The 18527-nt window shown below is 71.2% G+C and carries 13 protein-coding genes; 4 read left to right on the plus strand and 9 right to left on the minus strand.

The window, feature by feature from the left end:
• Window positions 1-12 precede the first annotated feature (12 nt).
• Entirely contained in the window at window positions 13-2526 is a 2514-nt protein-coding gene (locus tag IEZ11_RS52850; protein ID WP_505996735.1) for a LysR family transcriptional regulator, read from the minus strand.
• On the minus strand, window positions 2451-3524 hold the full coding sequence (locus tag IEZ11_RS52855) for a TnsA-like heteromeric transposase endonuclease subunit (RefSeq protein ID WP_505996737.1): 1074 nt from the start codon (window positions 3522-3524) through the stop codon (window positions 2451-2453). The genes IEZ11_RS52850 and IEZ11_RS52855 overlap by 76 nt, the downstream gene beginning before the upstream one ends.
• 851 nt (window positions 3525-4375) lie before the next feature.
• Between IEZ11_RS52855 and IEZ11_RS34790 the strand changes: the two genes are divergently transcribed.
• Complete coding sequence (locus IEZ11_RS34790; protein WP_189266952.1) at window positions 4376-7030, plus strand: beta propeller repeat protein; 2655 nt, start codon at window positions 4376-4378, stop codon at window positions 7028-7030.
• A 45-nt stretch (window positions 7031-7075) separates the two neighbouring features.
• On the opposite strand, the gene IEZ11_RS34795 is transcribed toward IEZ11_RS34790, so the two are convergent.
• The 5 genes from IEZ11_RS34795 to IEZ11_RS34815 all read right to left on the minus strand — a co-directional run bounded on the left by IEZ11_RS34795 (window position 7076) and on the right by IEZ11_RS34815 (window position 12846).
• On the minus strand, window positions 7076-8827 hold the full coding sequence (locus tag IEZ11_RS34795; protein ID WP_373295014.1) for a hypothetical protein: 1752 nt from the start codon (window positions 8825-8827) through the stop codon (window positions 7076-7078).
• A 247-nt stretch (window positions 8828-9074) separates the two neighbouring features.
• Window positions 9075-9746, minus strand: a complete 672-nt coding sequence (locus IEZ11_RS34800) for a response regulator (protein ID WP_189266953.1) — start codon at window positions 9744-9746, stop codon at window positions 9075-9077.
• Window positions 9743-11044, minus strand: a complete 1302-nt coding sequence (locus IEZ11_RS34805) for a sensor histidine kinase (RefSeq protein WP_229713536.1) — start codon at window positions 11042-11044, stop codon at window positions 9743-9745. The genes IEZ11_RS34800 and IEZ11_RS34805 overlap by 4 nt, the downstream gene beginning before the upstream one ends.
• A gap of 18 nt (window positions 11045-11062) precedes the next feature.
• Window positions 11063-11911 (minus strand): ABC transporter permease, encoded by an 849-nt coding sequence (locus tag IEZ11_RS34810; protein ID WP_189266954.1) that lies wholly within the window; start codon window positions 11909-11911, stop codon window positions 11063-11065.
• Entirely contained in the window at window positions 11908-12846 is a 939-nt protein-coding gene (locus tag IEZ11_RS34815) for an ABC transporter ATP-binding protein (protein WP_189266955.1), read from the minus strand. The genes IEZ11_RS34810 and IEZ11_RS34815 overlap by 4 nt, the downstream gene beginning before the upstream one ends.
• Before the next feature lie 400 nt (window positions 12847-13246).
• On the opposite strand from IEZ11_RS34815, the gene IEZ11_RS34820 reads away from it, so the two are divergent.
• Complete coding sequence (locus IEZ11_RS34820) at window positions 13247-13852, plus strand: phosphatase PAP2 family protein (RefSeq protein WP_189266956.1); 606 nt, start codon at window positions 13247-13249, stop codon at window positions 13850-13852.
• A 188-nt stretch (window positions 13853-14040) separates the two neighbouring features.
• Here the strand turns inward: IEZ11_RS34820 and IEZ11_RS34825 are convergent, their stop codons facing one another.
• A complete protein-coding gene (locus tag IEZ11_RS34825; protein WP_229713537.1) occupies window positions 14041-15534 on the minus strand; it encodes a subtype B tannase in 1494 nt (497 codons plus the stop codon).
• A gap of 382 nt (window positions 15535-15916) precedes the next feature.
• Here IEZ11_RS34825 and IEZ11_RS34830 point away from each other — a divergent pair, with 382 nt between their 5' ends.
• Window positions 15917-16498, plus strand: a complete 582-nt coding sequence (locus tag IEZ11_RS34830) for a hypothetical protein (RefSeq protein ID WP_189266957.1) — start codon at window positions 15917-15919, stop codon at window positions 16496-16498.
• Here IEZ11_RS34830 and IEZ11_RS34835 read toward each other — a convergent pair.
• Entirely contained in the window at window positions 16461-17687 is a 1227-nt protein-coding gene (locus tag IEZ11_RS34835) for an acyltransferase family protein (protein ID WP_229713538.1), read from the minus strand. The genes IEZ11_RS34830 and IEZ11_RS34835 overlap by 38 nt on opposite strands.
• A gap of 218 nt (window positions 17688-17905) precedes the next feature.
• Between IEZ11_RS34835 and IEZ11_RS34840 the strand changes: the two genes are divergently transcribed.
• A complete protein-coding gene (locus IEZ11_RS34840) occupies window positions 17906-18481 on the plus strand; it encodes a hypothetical protein (RefSeq protein WP_189266958.1) in 576 nt (191 codons plus the stop codon).
• Window positions 18482-18527: the final 46 nt, after the last annotated feature.

The following is an 18527-nucleotide window of genomic DNA, read 5'->3' on the forward strand; positions in this document are numbered from 1 at the left end:
TCACGAATCCGCCTACGTAAGGTCGTCGGTGAGCTGCTGCGGGGGCTTGGGCCGGTGCCGTGGACCGTGAAGGTCGCCCAGCTGGTCTCTGTACGGCTGCGCGGCGGCCACGACTCTCTTGCCGAGGCCGGTCAGCCGCATCGCGTGTCCCGGCCCGCCGCGGTCCAGGAGCCGCCCGTCGAAGTCCCGTTCCAGTCGGCTGATCTGCAGTGTGACCGTGGACGGGTCAAGCCCTTCGGCACGGGCGAAGGCCGCGAGGTTGGGGTACTGGACGGCCTCCAGGAACCGGCGCAGTCGGAGGCGTCCGCCGTAGCTGCCGGCCGCTGGCCGCAGGAGGGCCGGAAGGTGGGCCAGCCTCGTGGCTGCGGCGGCCGTGGTGCGAGGTCGCCCGCGGCGGGAGGGCGGGATCGGCTTGGCCGGCACGGCCGTCGTCGGGACGCCGAGCTGGTCGGACAGCGGCCGGGCTGCGTCGAGGACCTGGTGGCCGAGTGCGGTGGGCTCCATTGGTCGGCTCCTCTGGGTGCGCACCAGCAGCGGGCCGCCCATGTCCTCTTCGAGACGAGCGAGGTGATTGGTGACGCTGTGCGAGGACAGGCCGAGCGCCGCGCACGCGTCGCCGAGCGAGCGGTAGCCGGCGATCTGGAAGAAGGTTCGCAGCCTGCGCAGCTGGTAGTTGTTGTTGAGGGCCGGTTGCAGGACGGCCGGGATGTACTCGATGCCGAGGGCGGGGCGGCTGAGGTGCCGGTTGCTCTGCCGTGGGATGTGATGGTGCCGGGCCCAGCGCGCCACCGTCCCCGGTGTCACGCCCAGTTCCTGGCCGATGTCCTTGAAGGACCGGTGCCGGTCGACGTACTGCGCGTGTAGCCAGTCACGGTCGAGGAGTTCTGCGGGGCAGGATGTGCCGTCGGCCCGGCGAAGCCGTGTGCCGTGGCGCTGGCTGATCGGGAACTTCTGTGCCGGGGTGTGCTCCCACTGAAGGGTGTGCCAGCGACGGGTGTCGGGGCGGCGGAAGTAGATGTAGTTGATGTTGTCGGGGTCGACCTGCACGGGCCACAGACCCTTGGCCTTCGGCCCGGTGTACTCGCTGGTCTCGCCCCGGTAGCCGCCCAGACCGGGGCCGTTGTAGCGGCACTTGCGGATCTCGACGCCATAGTGGTGGGTCGGCTTCCACTCGGTCTTCAGGAACTCGAAGCCGAGCGCGGGGTCGCGGGGGACCTCGATGTAGCCAGCGCGGGCGATGCCGTGCTCGAACATGGCCGCCGGCGACAGGTTCAGCCCCGGCACGTGGGCGTCGACGAGTCCCCTATGGGGCCTCAAGTGATACACGCAGGCCACCCACTCGCGGATGATCGCTTCCAACTCGTGGAGGAAGAAGAATGCCTGGTCCTCCGGCCGCTCGCCCCGCGAGAACAGGTCCGGGCCCTTGTAGCCGGGCAAGACCTCCAGCACCCCCTCGCGCACGGTTTTGAAGAATCTCTCCAGCGGTCCCTTGTCCCGGCCCGTTCGTAGGCGAGCCGGCTGAATGGACAGGCCCAGCCGCTGGCAGACGGAGGTGATGTGCTCGGAGATGTAGGGCTTGCCGTGGTCGACGACGATCGTCTCCGGCACCAGAGCCGGAGAGGCGACACCGTGCTTCTTGGCCTTCTCCGGCTCCTCCTCGCCCGGTTCGAGTGCCTTCCGCTCGACGAACACCGTGCGGGGAATGCCGTGGTCGGGCCACACGGCGTGCGCGGGCCAGTCCTTGCCGGCGGGGCGGGGGCGGAAGGTCTGGAACATCACCGCCGCGACATCGATGGACGATGTGGACACCGGGGTCACCCGAAGTCCCGTGACGCACCGGTCGTACCAGTCCATCGCGACGGTCAGTTCGGCCTGGACCCACTTCATCGTGATCGGGTCCATCGCGAAGACGTCCAGGCGCGTGGTGTCCATCAGCAGGTACTCGCCCGGCCTCGTGGGCCGCAGCTTCCCGTACGCGCCCGGCGGCCGGGCAGCGATGTCCCGGTTGCGCTTCGTACTCAGCCGGAAGGTCGGCAGCCGCCGCTCCAGCTCCTGAAGCCACCGGTACGCCGTCGCGCGACCGGGCAGCTTCACCTCGCCCTCGCCGTGGCGGGCCTCCAGACGCGGGCCGACCGAGCGGATCACCTTCCCACGGGTGGGCTTCGAGTCCTTCCCATGCTCGGCCAGAATCTCCAGGGCCATCTCCACCCACCGCGGATCGGCCCGGCCCAGCCCTCCCATGTCGCCGCTCCTGCGCTCCGGGCCGCCGCGCACGAGCCCGGCCTCCCGGTCGGTGAGGAAGGCGCGCACCCACCGCTTGATGGTGCGCACGCTCACGCCCAACTCGATGGCCTTCGCCTCGTATCGCTGCAGCTTGGGCACCGTGGCCGCGTACTGCGGCCGGGGCTCGCCCGGCTCCGCGAGTTCGTCGCTGCCCGACCGGAAGCCGGTCAGAACCTCGTTGACATGGGCGGCTCGCTCCCGAACCTCGGCAAGTTCCTCATCGCTGAGCTGCGCGAGCAGCACCGAGGCCGTCTCGCGGTCGTCGTCCGATTCCGGACCCGGCCCGGCCCATCACGGACCAGCACCTCGTTGCCGACCGCCGAGCCGAACATCTCCTCCACCACGACGACTTCACCGTCGTACTTCAACCTCGTGCCCACCCCGACACGTACGGCAGCTCCGGTCACATGTCCTCCTCCACCAGTGCTCGACTTCGTGATCCGGCAGATCTGCTCGATCTGCTCGTCGTCGAGCGCCGACCCGGACTTGGGCTCCTCGACGGGGCGGGGCAGGTCGCGTCGGTCGACGCCAACCACCGCGGCGCTGCCGTGGCGCAGCACATGGCGCTCGGACAACGGTTCCGTCAGGTCCGTCACGAAGTGCTGGCACCACAACAGCCGCAGCACTGCGGCCCGCACCCGCCAGTCCGGGTGCTGGGGGAAGGCACGAAACGCATCCCCCAGCGTCGCCCCGTACAGATCCGCCGCGCGGATCTCCGCGAGCAGGCCCTCGTCGAACAGCCACTCGCGGCGATAGCCCGCGAGGAACCGCAGGTTCTCCAGCTCCGCTTCGGGCGGCTCGGACCACACCTGGAAATCCCAGCCGCGCGACAGGACGACCTCGCGGGCCCAGCCAAGCGCGAAGTTCACCTTCGGCCGGGTGAGCAGGTGCCGTGGCTTGACGTCCACAACCAGCGGAACGTCCTTCTCGCGCAGCATCAGGAAGTCGGGCACGTGGCGGCGCCGACGACCGTCGACGGTGGTGGACAGCAGGAACGGCTGGGCGAACACGGCCGTCACGTCCTGGTCGAAGTCGGCGTAGAGCAGCCGCGTCAGCTCAAGCCGGGACTCGTAGACGACGTGGCCGCGCATGGTGGACGACCAATACGTGCCGGAATAGTGCTTCTGCCCGTACCGCCAGCGGAACGTACGCCACGGCATCGACGACTCGAACACGTCGACGCCCGTGTCCGACCAGACCAGGTCCTCGTCGATCTCCCCGTCTGTGCGACGGAGACTCATCGAGACTTCGCCGACCACACACGACATACCCCACCCCCAAGCAGCGCCAGCGGGGAGACGGACATCCCGGTCTCGATCAGCTGCGACATCTCCACGATCAGGTTGGAGAGGACCGCTGCATAGATCGAGACCGGGAACAGCACTACGACGAGTGAACGATCAGACGACAGTTCGTCTCACCGCGCTGTCCCTTGGGCCGGACAAAGGCCACGGTCAACGGGAAAGGGACACGCGAAATGCGAACCTACATGTCGCCCCGTCCCCGGCGGTTCGCTATCGCCTCCTCCACCAGGCGCACGCCGCGGGCGGCCGATCGCATCTCTGGTCAGATCCGCGACGATGGCGGTGATGCCATCCCCGGTGAGGCCGTGATCCGGCATCTCCACGAGCTCGGCCCGGACCGTCTTCCCTATCTCCGCCCGCAGGGCTTCGAGTATTTCGGCGTCGGGTTCCGGCGCCTGCCCGGACTCGTCCGCGAGGGCCTCCGCGGGGCCCGCACCTCGCCCCACCACCCGCCCACGCGCCCGCCACCCCCGCCCGGCGCACCGCCCGCCAGGCTCGCCCCGCCGGCCGCCCCTGCGAGGACGCCGCGGGCCAGCGCCCGTTGCCGCGGCGGCACCGGACCGGCGACCGCCCCACGGTGCGGACTCCACCGTGACGTCACAGGCGAACTCCCGCATCGGGACGGCGCGGTCAGCCCCGGCCGCGCGGCCGGCGGCCTGCCCGCAGCGCGCGGTCAGGACTCGAAATGGCAGGTCCCGGTCAAAGTCGGCCCAAGTTCCCGGACCCGCCCTCCCGTCCGTGATCGGGTCCCAGCGACGGCCTTACGAAAGCCCGTTTGGGAGGATCCGGTGTCAGCATCAACCCGTAGCAGACGATGGCTCGCGACCTGTGCCATCACCGCAACCGTCGCACTCGTCGCACTGCCCGCAAGCGCGGCGCCCAGCGGGAACAACAGCCCGTTCGGCGCCCGCACCCTCGCCCGACTCGCCGCGGAACGCGCGCAGTCGGAAGGCGCCGTCGCCCCCAGGGCGACGGCCCAGGACGACGACGGCGGCAACGAGGCGGACGAGATAGCCGAGGGCGCGGACCAGTACGCCGAGGCCCGCACCTCACCCGGCGTCGTCGCCCCCGGCGCCTACGGCGCCGCCTGGTCCGGTCTGAACAACCTGCGCAGCACGGGCGGCAGTTGGCGCAACATCACCGACCTGCCCTACGACTCCGACGATGCCCGCTACCGCGACATCGACTCCAACTCCAGCGGCGGCTCGGGCGATGTCACGGGCCGGATGGCAGCCATGGCCGCGGACGACGACGGATATGTCTACGCCGGCAGCGCCGGCGGCGGCGTATGGCGGTCCCGGTCCGGCGGCGGGCACTGGCAGCCGATCAGCGACCGGCTGTCCTCGCAGTCCACCGGCGCGCTCGCGCTGGACGGTACCGGCCGGCTGTGGCTGGGCACCGGCGAGGCCACCACCAACGCGGACGCCTACCTCGGCAGCGGCGTCTACCTCCTGTCCGACCCGCACCACGGCACCTTCTCCGCCCGCAGCCGGGTCGGCGGCGACGAGTTGGAGTCCACCACCATCCACGAACTGCGCTTCGGCGGCGGCAAGGTGTGGGCGGCGACCAGCGAGGGCGTGTGGAGCCACTCCACGAAGAAGCTCGGCGGCGCCTGGAAACTGGAGTTCGCGCCCAACCCCGACTATCTGCCGGGCGGTTCACTGGCGAGCGACCCCTCGGCCGCGTACAAGAACATCGCCAACGACATCGCGATCGACCCGAAGGACCCGAGCCGGGTCGTCCTCGCGGTCGGCTGGCGCAGCGGTGACGACTACAACGGCTTCTACACCAAGGGCGCGGACGGCACCTGGACGCGGATCACCAGCGGCCTGGGCGACCTGCCGGCCGACGCGGACGACGTCGGCAACGTCACCTTCGCCCGGTCCGCCGACGGCTCCCGCTACTACGCCATCGACCAGTCGCCGGAGCAGCTGAACACCAACCCGGACAGCGGGCTGGAGGGCATCTACGTGTCCAGGTCCGGTTCCCCCACCGGACCCTGGTCGAAGATCGCCGACTACCAGGGCCTGGCCGCCGACGGCTCGGCGCTGACGACGAGCGGCTACATGCCGGGCGTACAGGCCTGGTACAACCAGTTCCTCAGCGTCGACCCGGCGAACCCGGACCACGTCTACGCGGGCCTGGAGGAGGTCTACGAGACCAAGGACGGCGGCAGCACCTGGTCGACGGTCGGCCCGTACTGGAACTTCTCCTTCCCCTGCTGGTCCATCGACCCGGCCGAGCAGACCGGCGACTGCAACCAGACCACCCACTCCGACCAGCACGGCGTGGCGATCGGCAGCTACCACGGCAGGAGTTTCGTGTACGTCGGCAACGACGGCGGCGTCTACCGGCGCCCGGTCGACGGCGCCCAGGACGCCTCGGGACACGCCACCGACTGGACCTCGCTGAACGACGGGACGATCGACACCCTCCAGTACTACTCGGTGGGCGTGGGCAAGGACCCGGCCTACGGCGGCGTCTCCGTCACCGGCGGCCTCCAGGACAACGGCCAGTCCGTCCTGCGCAGCGACGACACCGTGATGGGCTCCGACTTCGGCGGTGACGGCGGCGACACGCTCACCGACCCCGCCGACGGCTGCGACATCGCGGAGGAATACGTCTACCTCGCGATCCAGGTGACCCAGAACTGCGCGGTCAACGACGGCAGTTGGGTCACCGACCCGGCCAAGGCCACCTCCTTCGCGGTGGCCCCGGCCGACAACGCCACCGGCGAGGCCCGGTTCATCGCCCCGCTCGCGGCCGACGCGAAGAACCCCGCGACCTGGGTCGCGGGCGGCCGGCACATCTGGGTGCAGACCCACGGCTACGCCATCCGCAGCGGCGACGAGTGGAACAGCGTGTACGACCTGGGCGTCGGTCGCACCGCGACCGCCGTCGCGGTATCGGGCGGGAAGGTCTACGCGGCCTGGTGCGGCCCCTGCAACAACCAGGGCTTCGCCCGCGGCATCTCCGTCGGCAACGCGGACGGAAGCGGCTGGCACGACATCACCCTGCCCGGCACGGGCGCGGACGGGACCGTACCCAACCGCTACCTGAGCGGCTTCGCCGTCGACCCGAAGAACGCCGACCACGTCTTCCTCGCCGTCAACGGTTTCTCCCGGCACTGGACCGAGGGTCCCGGCGCGGGCGTCGGCCACGTCTTCGAATCCACCGACGGCGGGACCACCTGGAAGGACATCTCCAGGAACCTCCCCGACGTGCCCGCCAACTCCGCGGTCGTCACACCGAACGGCGGCCTCGCCGTCGCCACCGACCTCGGTGTCGTCTACCGCGCCCCGGGCCGCACCCGGTGGGAGCGCGTCGGCTCGCTCCCGGCGGTCGCCGTGCTCCAGCTGAAGCTGGGCCCCGACGGCAGCACCCTGTACGCGGCCACCCACGGCCGCGGCATCTACACGATCAAGGTGCGTGACATGCGCTGACGCGGCGGGCCGGGAGGGGTGACTCCGGCTCCCGGGGTCACCCCTCTACCGGAGGGCGGAGGCGGCGGCCGGGATGCGGGCCGAGGTGATCGTCATCGGCGTGCCGGTGACGGCGATGAGATAACTCCCGGGCGCCTGGCCGCCGGACATCACCCGGAAGCCCCCCTCGGGCCTCACCCGATAGTCCGCGGAGGCGTGCGCGGCCAGCACGGTGGGACCCGAGGCGATCGTCCACCAGTCGGAGGCGCCCTGGCCGGTACGGCTCGCGAAGTGCGGCGAGAGTGCCGTACCGGTGGTGTTGACGGCCCGGACGTCGATGAGGGTGACACCGACACGGGACCCGTGCCTGGCGAAGTGCGGCGCGAGGCTCATGCGCAGCGGCGGCGGGCTCGCGGCGGCGATCACGACGCACCCGAGGGCGGGGACGAGCAGCCCGGCGGCGAGGACGGCCTTGGCGCGGCGGCCGGTGAGGCGGGGCAGACGCGGCTGCCAGGCGGTGGCGAACGCGGCGGCCGGGACGGTGGCGGCGGCCGCCAGCCACAGCGGGGTCATCATCAGGAAGTAGCCGTCCTGGGAGCGCGTGGCCAGGTAGAACGGCACCCACGGGAGGACGGTGAGAGCCGGGCCCAGCCGCCGGACGAACAGCAGCGTGACCGCGAGCAGGCCGAGCAGGAGCAGCTGGCTGCCGTAGGAGTAGTAGTCGAGTCGGCTGCTGCCGGCGGTGAAGTAGTAGGAGATGCCCATCACGCCCTGCCCGTGCAGGATCGCCTTCTGCTCCAGGGGCAGCAGGATTCCGTGCAGCCAGGCCGGGAATTCCTGGACGGCGAAGTAGGCGTTGGCCGCGGCCCAGGTGAGGGCGGCGGTGGCCGTGTAGCGGGCGGTGACCGCAAGGGCGCGCCGGGGGCCCAGCTCGCCGCGCCGGACGGCGTACAGGCCGATCAGCAGGAACGGGGCGAGGAACCAGGCGAGTTGCTGGGCGGCGCAGGCGGCGCCGAGACAGGCCGCCCGCAGGACGCCCGCCGGCCCGAGCCGGCCGCCCTCGCCGGTGCCGGGCCAGCGGACCACGGCGGGCACGAGCAGGGCGAGGGCCGTGATGGCCGGGTAGCCCGCGTAGGCGTAGTGGGGCAGGAGGCCGAAACCGAGGCAGACGGCCGTGGCCGCGGACCGCCAGGGCGCCGGCAGCAGGAACCAGAGCAGCACCGAGGAGGCGAGGAGCGCGACGGTGGGGACCAGGGTGGCGGCCGCCGTGGAGTGGAGGACGGCGTACAGCGGCGCGGCGAGCAGGGCGGTCAGCGGCGGATAGCCGTAGGTGTAGTCGGCGCCGCCGGACATGGTCTTGGTGATCCCGACGCCGTGCGTGGTGAACAGCCAGGGCCAGGACTGGCCGTACACCGGATGCCCGTGCAGTATCTGGCTCGCGGCCTGGGCGGTCAGCACGCCTTCGTCGCTGCCGGCGTGGTCGAGGAGGTAGCCGCAGGTCACCAGGGCGACGGCGGTGACCAGTACGGCCGCGTCGACCCGGACCAGCGACCGGCGGGTGCGTACGAGCAGGCCGAGAACGGCGCAGCCGAGGATCGCGGCGTAGCAGACGGAGATGACGGCGGCGACCGGCGGGCTCGACGCCATCGCGGTGGTCCAGGCGGCGCGCGTACCGATGAACAGGCTGATCGTGGCCATCAGCGTCATGCCCCGGTGCCACTGCCGGGGCCCGGAGTCCGGGGCGTCGAGGACCGGGGCCCGGGTCGGTGGCGGTGCCGCGAGGTGCGTCCCGGTACGACGACGGATATCGACGCCCATTCCGCCACGATGGGTGTCAGTCAAGGACTGCCTCCTGTGTCTCGCCTCGGGCTCGGGCGGCGGGGTTCCGCCGCGCCGGAGGCTCGTCCGGCCGTCCCGTCCGCGGGATTCGCGCATCCACTGTTCAGGACGGGGACGAACGGACGCCCCGGTTCGATCATCTCCAGTTCATTTGGCGTCTACAAGGTTGTAGGCGGTAAGCGGTTTGCGTGAATTCGCCCGCCGGGAGGCAAGGCACCCGGCCGGGTCAGTCCGCGTTGGGGCGGGCCAGGCCCTGGTCGTAGGCGAAGATCACGGCCTGGACGCGGTCCCGGGCGCCGATCTTGGCCAGGACGCGGCCGACGTGGGTCTTGACGGTGGACTCGGTCACGACGAACCGGGTGGCGATCTCGCCGTTGCTCCAGCCCTTGCCGATGGCGACGAGGATCTCGCGCTCGCGGTCGGTGAGGGAGCCCAGCCGCGGGTCCTCGCGCTCGCGGTCCCCGCGGTGGGCGGGCACGTAGCGGGTGAACTCGTCCAGGATGCGGCGGGTGAGGGCCGGCGCGATGACCGCGTCCCCGGCGGCGACCGCCCGGATCCCGGCGAGGAGTTCCTCGGCGTGCGCGTCCTTGAGCAGGAAGCCGCTGGCACCGGCGCGCAGGGCGGCGTGGACGTACTCGTCCAGGTCGAAGGTGGTGAGGACGAGGACCCGGGAGCGCTCGCCCGCCGCGACGATCTGACGGGTGGCCTCGATGCCGTCCATACCGGGCATCCGGACGTCCATCAGGACGACGTCCGGGCGCAGTTCGGCGGCCTTGCGGACGGCCTCGGCGCCGTGCCCCGCCTCGCCCACGACCTCGGTCTCCGCGACCGAGTCCAGCAGCATGCGGAAGCCGTAGCGCTGCAGCGGCTGGTCGTCGACGATGAGCACGGTGGTCATCGGGCACCGTCCTCGGGGGTGAGGTCGAGGACGGCCTCGACACACCATCCTCCGCCGCGCGCCGGACCCGCGGTGACGGTGCCGCCGTACAGAGCCGCTCGTTCCCTCATGCCCACCAGTCCGTGGCCTTCCTCGTTTGGCGGTCCGGCCGGTGCGGACCGGCCCGTGTCCTGGACCCGGACGGTCAGTCTGCCGTCCTCGGCGAGGACCGCCAGGTGGACCCGGGTGCCGGCGTCCGTGTCGGCGTGCTTCAGGGTGTTGGTCAGCGCTTCCTGGACGATGCGGTACACGGTCAGCTGCACCCCGCCGTCCAGGGCGTCCACGTCGCCGGAGGTACGGTAGACGACCTCCAGTCCGGCGGCCCGCACCTTCGCGCACAGCGCGTCCAGGTCGGCGATGCCGGGCTGCGGGCTGAGCTCGGGCCCGCCCGTGGGGCCGTCCGCCGGCTCGCGCAGCACGCCGAGGACGCGCCGGAGCTCGCCGAGGGCCTGGCGGCCGGTGTCACCGATGAGCCGGAGGGCCTCCTTGCCCCGTTCGGGGGCGGCGTCGGTGGCGTAGGCGCCGGCGTCGGCGAGCGTGATGATCACGGAGAGGTTGTGGCCGACGATGTCGTGCATCTCGCGGGCGACGCGGGTGCGTTCGGTGGCGGTGGCCAGTCGGCTGCGCTGGTCGCGTTCGATCTCCAGCTGGGCGGCCCGTTCCCGCAGTCCGGCGAGCTGGGCCCGCCGGATCCGTACCATCAGGCCGAGCGCGAGGGCCGCGGTGGACGTGCTCAGCAGGAAGAACAGCGCGTCCCAGACCGACACCACCGGGGAGACCCGCACCGCCACCAGGGTCATGGCGCCCGCCATGACCCCGCACGCCCACGGCAGCCGCCGCAGCCGCCCGTGCAGGGTCAGGCTGTACAGGGCGATGAACAGCGCGACGTCCGCGCGCAGCGCGGCGCCCAGGGCCCACTGGACGACGAACACCGCGGCGATCACGCCGAAGGCCACCTCCGGCCTGCGCCGCCGCCACAGCAGGGGCAGCACCAGGCCGACCTGTACCGCCAGCATTCCCGCGACGGGGAGCTGGGTGAAGGCGAGCCGGAAGTGGCGGGCGCGGTCGCCGTCGCCGTCCCCGTCACCGTGGTGGAACAGGTCGGGCAGGCAGAACATCAGGAAGACCAGGACCACGACCCCGGTGTCCAGCACCCAGGGGTGGGCCCGGTCGGCCTGCCGCAACCGCTGGCCGCCCCGGGAGAGCCGGGCGACCAGCGGTCCCGTTCCGCTGCTGTCGTCGATGGTCACGGACGTCACGTTGCCATGGTGCGGGCGTCAGACGTCGCTGCGCACGAGCCGGTACGCCGCGCCGGCCAGCGCCAGCGCCGTCCAGCCGAGGAAGACCAGCAGTCCGGCGCCCGGCGACAGGGTGGTGGAGTCGTGGGTCAGGGCGAACATCGACTCGCCCGCGTTGGACGGCAGATAGGGGCTGATGTTGTCCTGCCAGGAGCTCGGCAGCAGCGAGATCAGGCCCGGGACCAGCATCAGGGAGGCCACCAGGACCGAGATACCGCCGGCCACCGACCGCAGCAGCGAGCCCAGGGCGACGCCGATCACCCCGACCAGGCCGAGGTAGAGCCCGGCGCCCAGCAGGCTGCGCAGGACGCCCGCGTGGGAGAGGCCCATGGCCGCGGGGGTGCCCGAGACGATCCCGCTGCCGAACAGGAAGGCGACGAACGCGCCCAGCGTGGCGACCACCAGCGCGACCAGTCCGAACACGGTCGCCTTGGACCACAGCACGGGCAGCCTGCGGGGCACCGCGGCGAGGGTCGAGCGGATCATGCCGGTCGAGTACTCGCCGGCCGTGACCAGCACCCCGAGCACACCCAGGGCGAGCTGGGCGAAGTTCGTGCCGAAGAGGGACAGGCTGACGGCCGTGGCGGTGGCGAAGTCACGGTCGCGGCCCACGTGACCGGAGTCGATCTCCGACTTGTAGTGGCTCGCGGCGATCAGGCCGAAGGCCACCAGGAAGAGCAGGCCGAGGCCCAGGGTGATCCAGGTCGAGCGCAGCGACCACAGCTTGGCCCACTCGGAGGAGAGCACGCGCCGGCCGGTCACCCGGTAGGCGGGGCGGTCCGGGGCGGTGGTCCTCGGCTCCTCGGTGGTTGCGGTGAGGGTGCTCATGCCGGCCTCCCGAGGGTCTCGACGGCGGTCGTGGAGCCGTGGTACTCCACGGCATCCCTGGTCAGGTCCATGAACGCCTCCTCCAGCGACACGCTCCGGGACGTCAGCTCGAACAGCGCGATGCCGTGCTCGGCCGCCTTCAGCCCTATCTCACGGGCGGTCGCCCCGGTGACCTGCAGCTCCTCGGAGCCGATCCGGCCGGTGACGTCGACGCCCGGACCCGCCAGGACGTCCCGCAGCCGCGCCGGGTCCTGCGTCACCACCGTCACGGTGTCACCGCCGGCCTCGCGGATCAGGTCCCCCACGGTGGTGTCGGCCAGCAGCCGGCCGCGCCCCACGATGATCAGGTGGTCCGCCACCAGGGCCATCTCGCTCATCAGGTGCGAGGACACGAACACGGTCCGGCCCTCGTCGGCGAGCGTCTTGAGCAGGTTGCGGATCCAGAGGACGCCCTCCGGGTCCAGACCGTTGACCGGCTCGTCCAGCATCACCGTCTGCGGATCGCCCAGCAGCGCCGCCGCTATGCCCAGCCGCTGCCCCATCCCGAGGGAGAAGGCACCGGCCCGCTTCCTCGCCACGCTGCCGAGCCCGGCCAGCTCGATGACCTCGTCGACCCGGCGGCGCGGAATGCCGTGGGTCAGGGCGAGGGCCCGCAGGTGGTTGGCGGCCGAGCGGCCCGGGTGGATCGACTTCGCCTCCAGCAGCGCCCCGACCTCCTGGAGCGGCGCCTGGTGACGGGCGTACGGCCGGCCGTTCACGGTGACGGAGCCGCTCGTCGGCGCGTCGAGTCCGACGATCATGCGCATGGTCGTGGACTTTCCCGCGCCGTTGGGCCCGAGAAAGCCGGTCACCGTGCCTGGCTTGACGACGAAGTCCAGGCCGTCGACGGCCGTCTTGTCGCCGTATCTCTTGGTCAGCTGCCGTGCGTCGATCATGCGCGTGTCTTCCTGTCGGCCTCCGGCGCCCTGCGTCCGCGACGCCGTACGGCAACGCTAGGCGCCGGATCTCCCGGTCCCGTGGTACCGGGAGGCTGACCTGCACCGGAGGCGTCGTACCGCGGTACTACGCGGTCGGCTCTCCGTGCCTGCAGCCGGTGGGGCAGCCGGGGCGGCCCCCTCGAATTCACCTTCCGGCCGCACGCACGCCCTTGCGCCGGACACGGAATGCCGATCCGCCGTCATCGACTACAGTCGAGTAGACCGTCTACAGAAATGTAGTTATTCGTCGGACGCCTCCGCCGCGGCGCGTCCGACGGTTCGTCCTGCCCGGCCACCCTCCGGGCTCCCCCGGGGTGTGTCGCTCGCGGCCGGGGGCGACCACGAAGGAGGTCCCCACGTGATCCTCGCTCTCGACGGCTCCTCGCTCGACGGTCCGGCCTACCTCGACACGGTGCGCCTCGCCCGGCATGCCCCCGCCTGGCTGGACGACACGGTGTCGGCCTGGTCGACGTACGGGCTGGCCCTCTTCGCGCTGCTCATGGCCGTCGGCTGGTGGCGTGCCCGGCGGGAGAGCGCCGGCGCCTCGTTGACGGCGCTCGCCGTCCCGTTCGCCGTCCTGGCCGCCTTCGGGGTGGACACGGTGCTCAAGCTCCTGGTCCGCGAGGACCGGCCGTGCCGGAGCCTGCGGGTGGCCGTGCTGGAGACGTGCCCGGCGCCCGGCGACTGGTCCTTCCCCAGCAACCACGCCGCCATCGCCGCCGCGGCGGCCGTCGCCCTGTTCTTCGTCTCCCGCCGGCTCGGCGCCGTGGCCGCCGTGGCGGCCGTCGCGATGGCGGTCTCACGGGTCTGGGTCGGCGCGCACTACCCTCACGACGTGCTGGCGGGGATCGCGGTGGGCGCCCTCACCGCCCTGCTCGTCATGCGGGTACTGCGCAGGCACGCGGCCTCCCTGGCCGGCCGGCTGACGGCCACCCGTCTGCGTCCGTTGCTGGCGACGCCCTGAGTCGCGACGGCATCGGCACGACAGGGCCGGCCAGCGACCCCGACGAGCCGGAGAGCCTCGCCCTCCCGGCGGGCGGGCGCCACATCGCGGCCGGCACGAGCAGTGAGTTCCGCCGGGCATACGGGGGTTGACCACGGGGAACGGGCGGGAAGCGGCGTGGTGCGGCGCTTCCCGCCCGGCCGGCGACGTCAGCCGGTGTAGCCGGTCACGTCACCGATCCAGGTGATGAAGTCGTCCGGGTCCTCGTCGGCACCGTGGGCGGCGTCCCAGTACAGGGCGGCGTTGACGTCGTCCCCGAGGTTCTCCAGGCTCAGGGCGAGGTTGCCGACGATCGTCAGCGCGGTGTCGGTGTCCTTGGTGCCGGTGCGGATCCACCAGTACTTGGCCCGGTCGTCGTTGCCGTCACCGATGAAGTACATCGGGTTCATCATGTCGAGCTTGCCGGGGATGTCGCTGTCCAGGGACGAACCCCCGGTGCCGCTGGTGTCGTTGGCCAGGCTGTAGTCGGTGAAGTGCCGGGCCTCGGTGGTGTCGAGGCCGAACTCGTTGTTCTCACCGGCCGACAGGTCGAAGGCGTCGAAGGCCGGGGCGTCCTTGCCGCGGTGTCCGACGTGGTCGAGGTAGTCGGACCAGGAGAACGTGGCCGCCGAACCGTCCCAGGTGATGAAGGTGTTGGAGGAGAGGTAGGTGGTCCGGTCGTCGTCCGACAGGTCCGCCAGGTAGCTGGTGGCGGACGGCTCCAGGTAGGTCGCCAGGAGGTAGTCGTCGAGGTTGTCGGCCGTGATGGTGCCGTAGTCGTCCGCCGTCAGGCCGAGCCCGGACTGGTACGTCTCGAACAGGGCTGTGAGGTCGGCGGAGACGTCCTGGTCCACCTCCTCTCCGCTGCTGAGCGTGTTGGTGCCCCAGTTCCACTCGTAGGCGCCGTCGGCGTTCTCCAGGTCGGTGATGGGGCACCAGGCGCCGGTCGCGTAGATCACGTCGTCGGCGTCGGCCGCGCCCAGCTCGCTCAGGTAGTCGTCGTACAGCGAGCTGCCGCCGGAGGCACCCAGCAGGGCCGACAGGGCGCCGCCGGCGCTGGTCCCGGCGGTGACGATCTTGTCGGTGTCGCCCGGAATCGTGCCCGCGTTGTAGCGCACGTACCGGATCGCGGCCTTGAGGTCGACGATCGCGGCCGGTGCGGTGCCGTAGTAGTCGCCGCTGGAGTCCACCAGGGTCCGGCCCCGTGCGCCCGGCTCCACCGCGACGTACCCGGCCGCGATCGCCAGCTGCGCCCGGCTGCTGCTCACGCCCGTGTTGGTCGACACCGAGGAGGGGAGGTAGCCGCCGATCGAGTTGGAGACGAGGATCGGGGCGTCGGTGGCGTCCACGGCGGTGCCGTCGATCGACACGGGAACGCTGACGGTCAGGCTCTGGTAGGTCTCGTCCACCGGGTCGGTGACGTAGGTGATGGCCGACCAGAAGTGGTACGTGACCTCCTTGTCGCCGTCACCGGTGGAGATCGTCGTCGTGATCTCGGTGTACCCGTCGGGGTCGAAGGCCAGGGAGTCCGCCGAGGCCACCGAGGCCGCCGCGGGGGACGCGGCGAAGGCGGGCGCGGCACCGGCCGTTCCCACCACCGGTACGGCGACGGCGGCCGCGGCGATTCCCTTGATCAGGGCCCTGCGGTTCATTTGGTGCGTCATTTCATGTCTCCTTCGCGAGGCGCAGCAGTTTCCGAACCGCGGGCGACGGCATGACGGGATTTCTTTGCCGATGGGAGCGCAAGTGCGGGTGTCCGGAGAGTTCTGAAACTGCTTCACGGGGCGCTTGTCTCGATCTCGGCAGCGAACGTAATTCATTGCCGACAATATCGTCAACAATTCCAGGGATTCCACGGTCAACACATAGCGACCGCTCCGCAACCTGAGATTCCTGAAATTCACCGCCCGGCCGGGATATCGGGGGCACATTCCGGCGGATACGGGATGGTCAAGAGTGCGTCACATGATCCCGGCGACTGAGCGGGCGGGAGCCCGCCGACGTACTGAGGGGGCAGGTAGACGCGACTCGACGAAGGGCAACTCCTTGATTCCGCGACGCATCGGTCCGAGCCTCGCCGCGGGGCTCGTCTCCGCCGTCCTGCTGACGGCGTGCGGCTCCTCGAACGGCAGCGGCACCGCCGACGCCGCCCCGACCACCCCGGCCGCGTCGGCCGCCCCGGCCACGTCCGCCGCCACGGCCGCGTCGGATCCGGCGGCCGCCACGCCGGCCGTGAGCGACAGCCCCGGCGCCGGGCAGCCGGCCACCACCGCCGCCGTGCTGACCAGGTCGGTCGACGGCCTGGGCAACATCGTCACCGACGACAAGGGCCTGACCCTGTACCGCTACGACAAGGACCAGCCGAACCCCTCCAAGTGGACGTGCTCCGGTACGTGCACCAAGACCTGGCTGCCGGTGATCGTGCCGGAGTCCGTACAGACCTACGGGGTGGAGAAGAGCCTTCTCGGCACGGTCCACCGGAACGGCGAGACACAGCTCACCCTCGCCGGCTGGCCGCTCTACCGGTACGTGGGCGACACGACGGTCGGGCAGACGAACGGCCAGGGCAAGGACGGGGAGTGGTTCGCCGTCACCCCTGCCGGCCAGAAGTCCACCGCGGCGGGCTGAATCCCCGGACACCGAGCCCGGCAATCGATTTCCAGGACCTGTTCCGCTTGAACGGAATTTCGAAGACCTTGGAGAAAAGCCACGCCGCGAGTATCGAGCCGGGCAGGCCCACGGCCAGGGTGAACCAGAACGTGGGCAGTCCCGGCGACACGAAATGCGGGGCGATTCGGCGGATCACGGCCAGGACGATCGGAAGATGGATCAGGTAGAGGCTGTAGGAGAAGTTGCCGAGGCCCTGGACGGGGCGTGCCGTCAGGAGCCGTACGAGGACGGCGGGTTTCCCGGTGGCCACGGCGGCAAGCAGCATCGCCATGGCCGGGGCGATGGCGAGGTCTATCCAGAAGTAGTGGTGCACCGTCCACACCGAGCCCCGGACGACACCGAGCGCCAGGACCGGCAGGGCGGCCAGGACGGCGAACCATCCCCACGGCAGGCGGCGCACCCGGTCCGGCGCGGCGACGACTCCCGCACCGATGACGCCCGCGGCGAACACCGGAGCGAGATGGGGGGCGAGCCAGTTGTCGCCCTCGACCGGGGTGGCGCCGGCCGCCGTCAGACCACCGGCGACCACCGGGATCGTCACGCACGCGGCCAGGATCACCGCGCCCCAGCGCCGGCGGACGAACAGGAGCAGGGGGAAGAGGAGATAGAGCTCGGCCTCCACCCCTATCGACCAGAACGCGCCGTTCGGCGTCGGGGCGGTGACCACGTCCTGGGCGACGAGGCCGTACACCAGAACCGTCGCGCCGGTCGGCGGCCCGAAGTGCGAAGCCGGCACCACGTACCACGAGACGACCAGGCTGAGGGCCAGTGCCGCCCAGTACGGGGGAAGGATGCGCCAGGCGCGCCGGCGCAGGAACTCACCGATGCCGGCCGACCGCCAGCCGTGCCGGGCCGGGGAGATCGCCAGGGAGAACCCGGACAGCACCAGGAAGAAGACGACGGCGAGGCGCCCGAACATCAGCCCGCCCAGCCAGTCCGGCGCGGAACTGCGGGGATAGCCCGGGAAGGTGTACAACCAGCAGTGGAACAGGACCACGTACAGTGCCGCGAGGCCCCGGAGACCGTCCAGTCCCCGCACCTGCCGACGGGCGGCCTGCCCCCCGTCGCCGTTCCCGTCCCCCCGCTGCTCCTGCCGCACGGGCGCGGCCAGGTCGAGGGTGCTTCCGGCCGGGCGACTCGCATCCACTGAAATCGTTCAGCCCTTCCTCCGGGCGGCACCGCGCCGCCCACAGCGACAGGTACGTGACCTCCGGCCGGGCCGTTCAACAGGCGAGCCCGCATGATGCCGACTCGCAGGGCTTGATGCGCTCTTGAACCAAAAGTCGTTGATTATTTGAGTAAGTGATCCTTACGATCCTGCGACCGGGGAGCGGGCTCAGGGGGGCGGGAACCGTGGCAGGACCTGTGCGTCTCACACGGAGCAGGGTCCTGCTGCCGGTGGCCTTCGTCATCACCGTGCTCGGCTTCTGCCCGGGTTCGGCGTCCTCGACGGCCTCGATGAGCACCCCGCCCGCGACCGGGGACGCCCTCACGGCGGCGGGTCCGCCCGCGTTCGGGATCCTGGGGTATCCGCACGCCAAGGTCGGAATGGTCTGGAGATTCGCCTTCCCGCTGTTCGTCAACAGATCGAGGACGACGGTCCGGATCACCTCGGTGCGGCTGGACCACGTGCCGTCCGGGGCGCGGGTCGAGGGGTACTCGGTCTACTCCGCGAAGGACACCGACGGATACATCCTGGACAGCATGGAGGGGGACAAGAACGTCCCTGGCTCCCGGGACATGACGACGATGCCGGACTACTCCGGCCGCCCCCTGGTGATACGCGGCCATGCCGACAGCGGCGACTACTACGCCATGGTCAGGGTCAGGGTCGTCGGCCGCATCCGGGAGCATCTCAGCGGCTGCCGCGTGAACTACACGCAGGGCGGCAACCGGTACACCCAGGAGATGCACTGCGAGTACGCGCTCGACATGAAGTGAACGGGTGCGCGCGTACGCCGGGGCGCCTTACGGAGTCGTGACGTGC

It is taken from the genome of Streptomyces fuscichromogenes (assembly GCF_014645815.1).
Taxonomy (GTDB): domain Bacteria; phylum Actinomycetota; class Actinomycetes; order Streptomycetales; family Streptomycetaceae; genus Streptomyces; species Streptomyces fuscichromogenes.

Excerpts from the sequence above, each read along its gene's own strand:
- IEZ11_RS52855 (WP_505996737.1), bottom strand. The coding sequence starts at position 3,524 with ATGAGTCTCCGTCGCACAGACGGGGAGATCGACGAGGACCTGGTCTGG.
- IEZ11_RS34800 (WP_189266953.1), bottom strand. The coding sequence starts at position 9,746 with ATGACCACCGTGCTCATCGTCGACGACCAGCCGCTGCAGCGCTACGGC.
- IEZ11_RS34815 (WP_189266955.1), bottom strand. The coding sequence starts at position 12,846 with ATGATCGACGCACGGCAGCTGACCAAGAGATACGGCGACAAGACGGCC.
- IEZ11_RS34810 (WP_189266954.1), bottom strand. The coding sequence starts at position 11,911 with ATGAGCACCCTCACCGCAACCACCGAGGAGCCGAGGACCACCGCCCCG.
- IEZ11_RS34795 (WP_373295014.1), bottom strand. The coding sequence starts at position 8,827 with ATGGGCGTCGATATCCGTCGTCGTACCGGGACGCACCTCGCGGCACCG.
- IEZ11_RS34825 (WP_229713537.1), bottom strand. The coding sequence starts at position 15,534 with ATGACGCACCAAATGAACCGCAGGGCCCTGATCAAGGGAATCGCCGCG.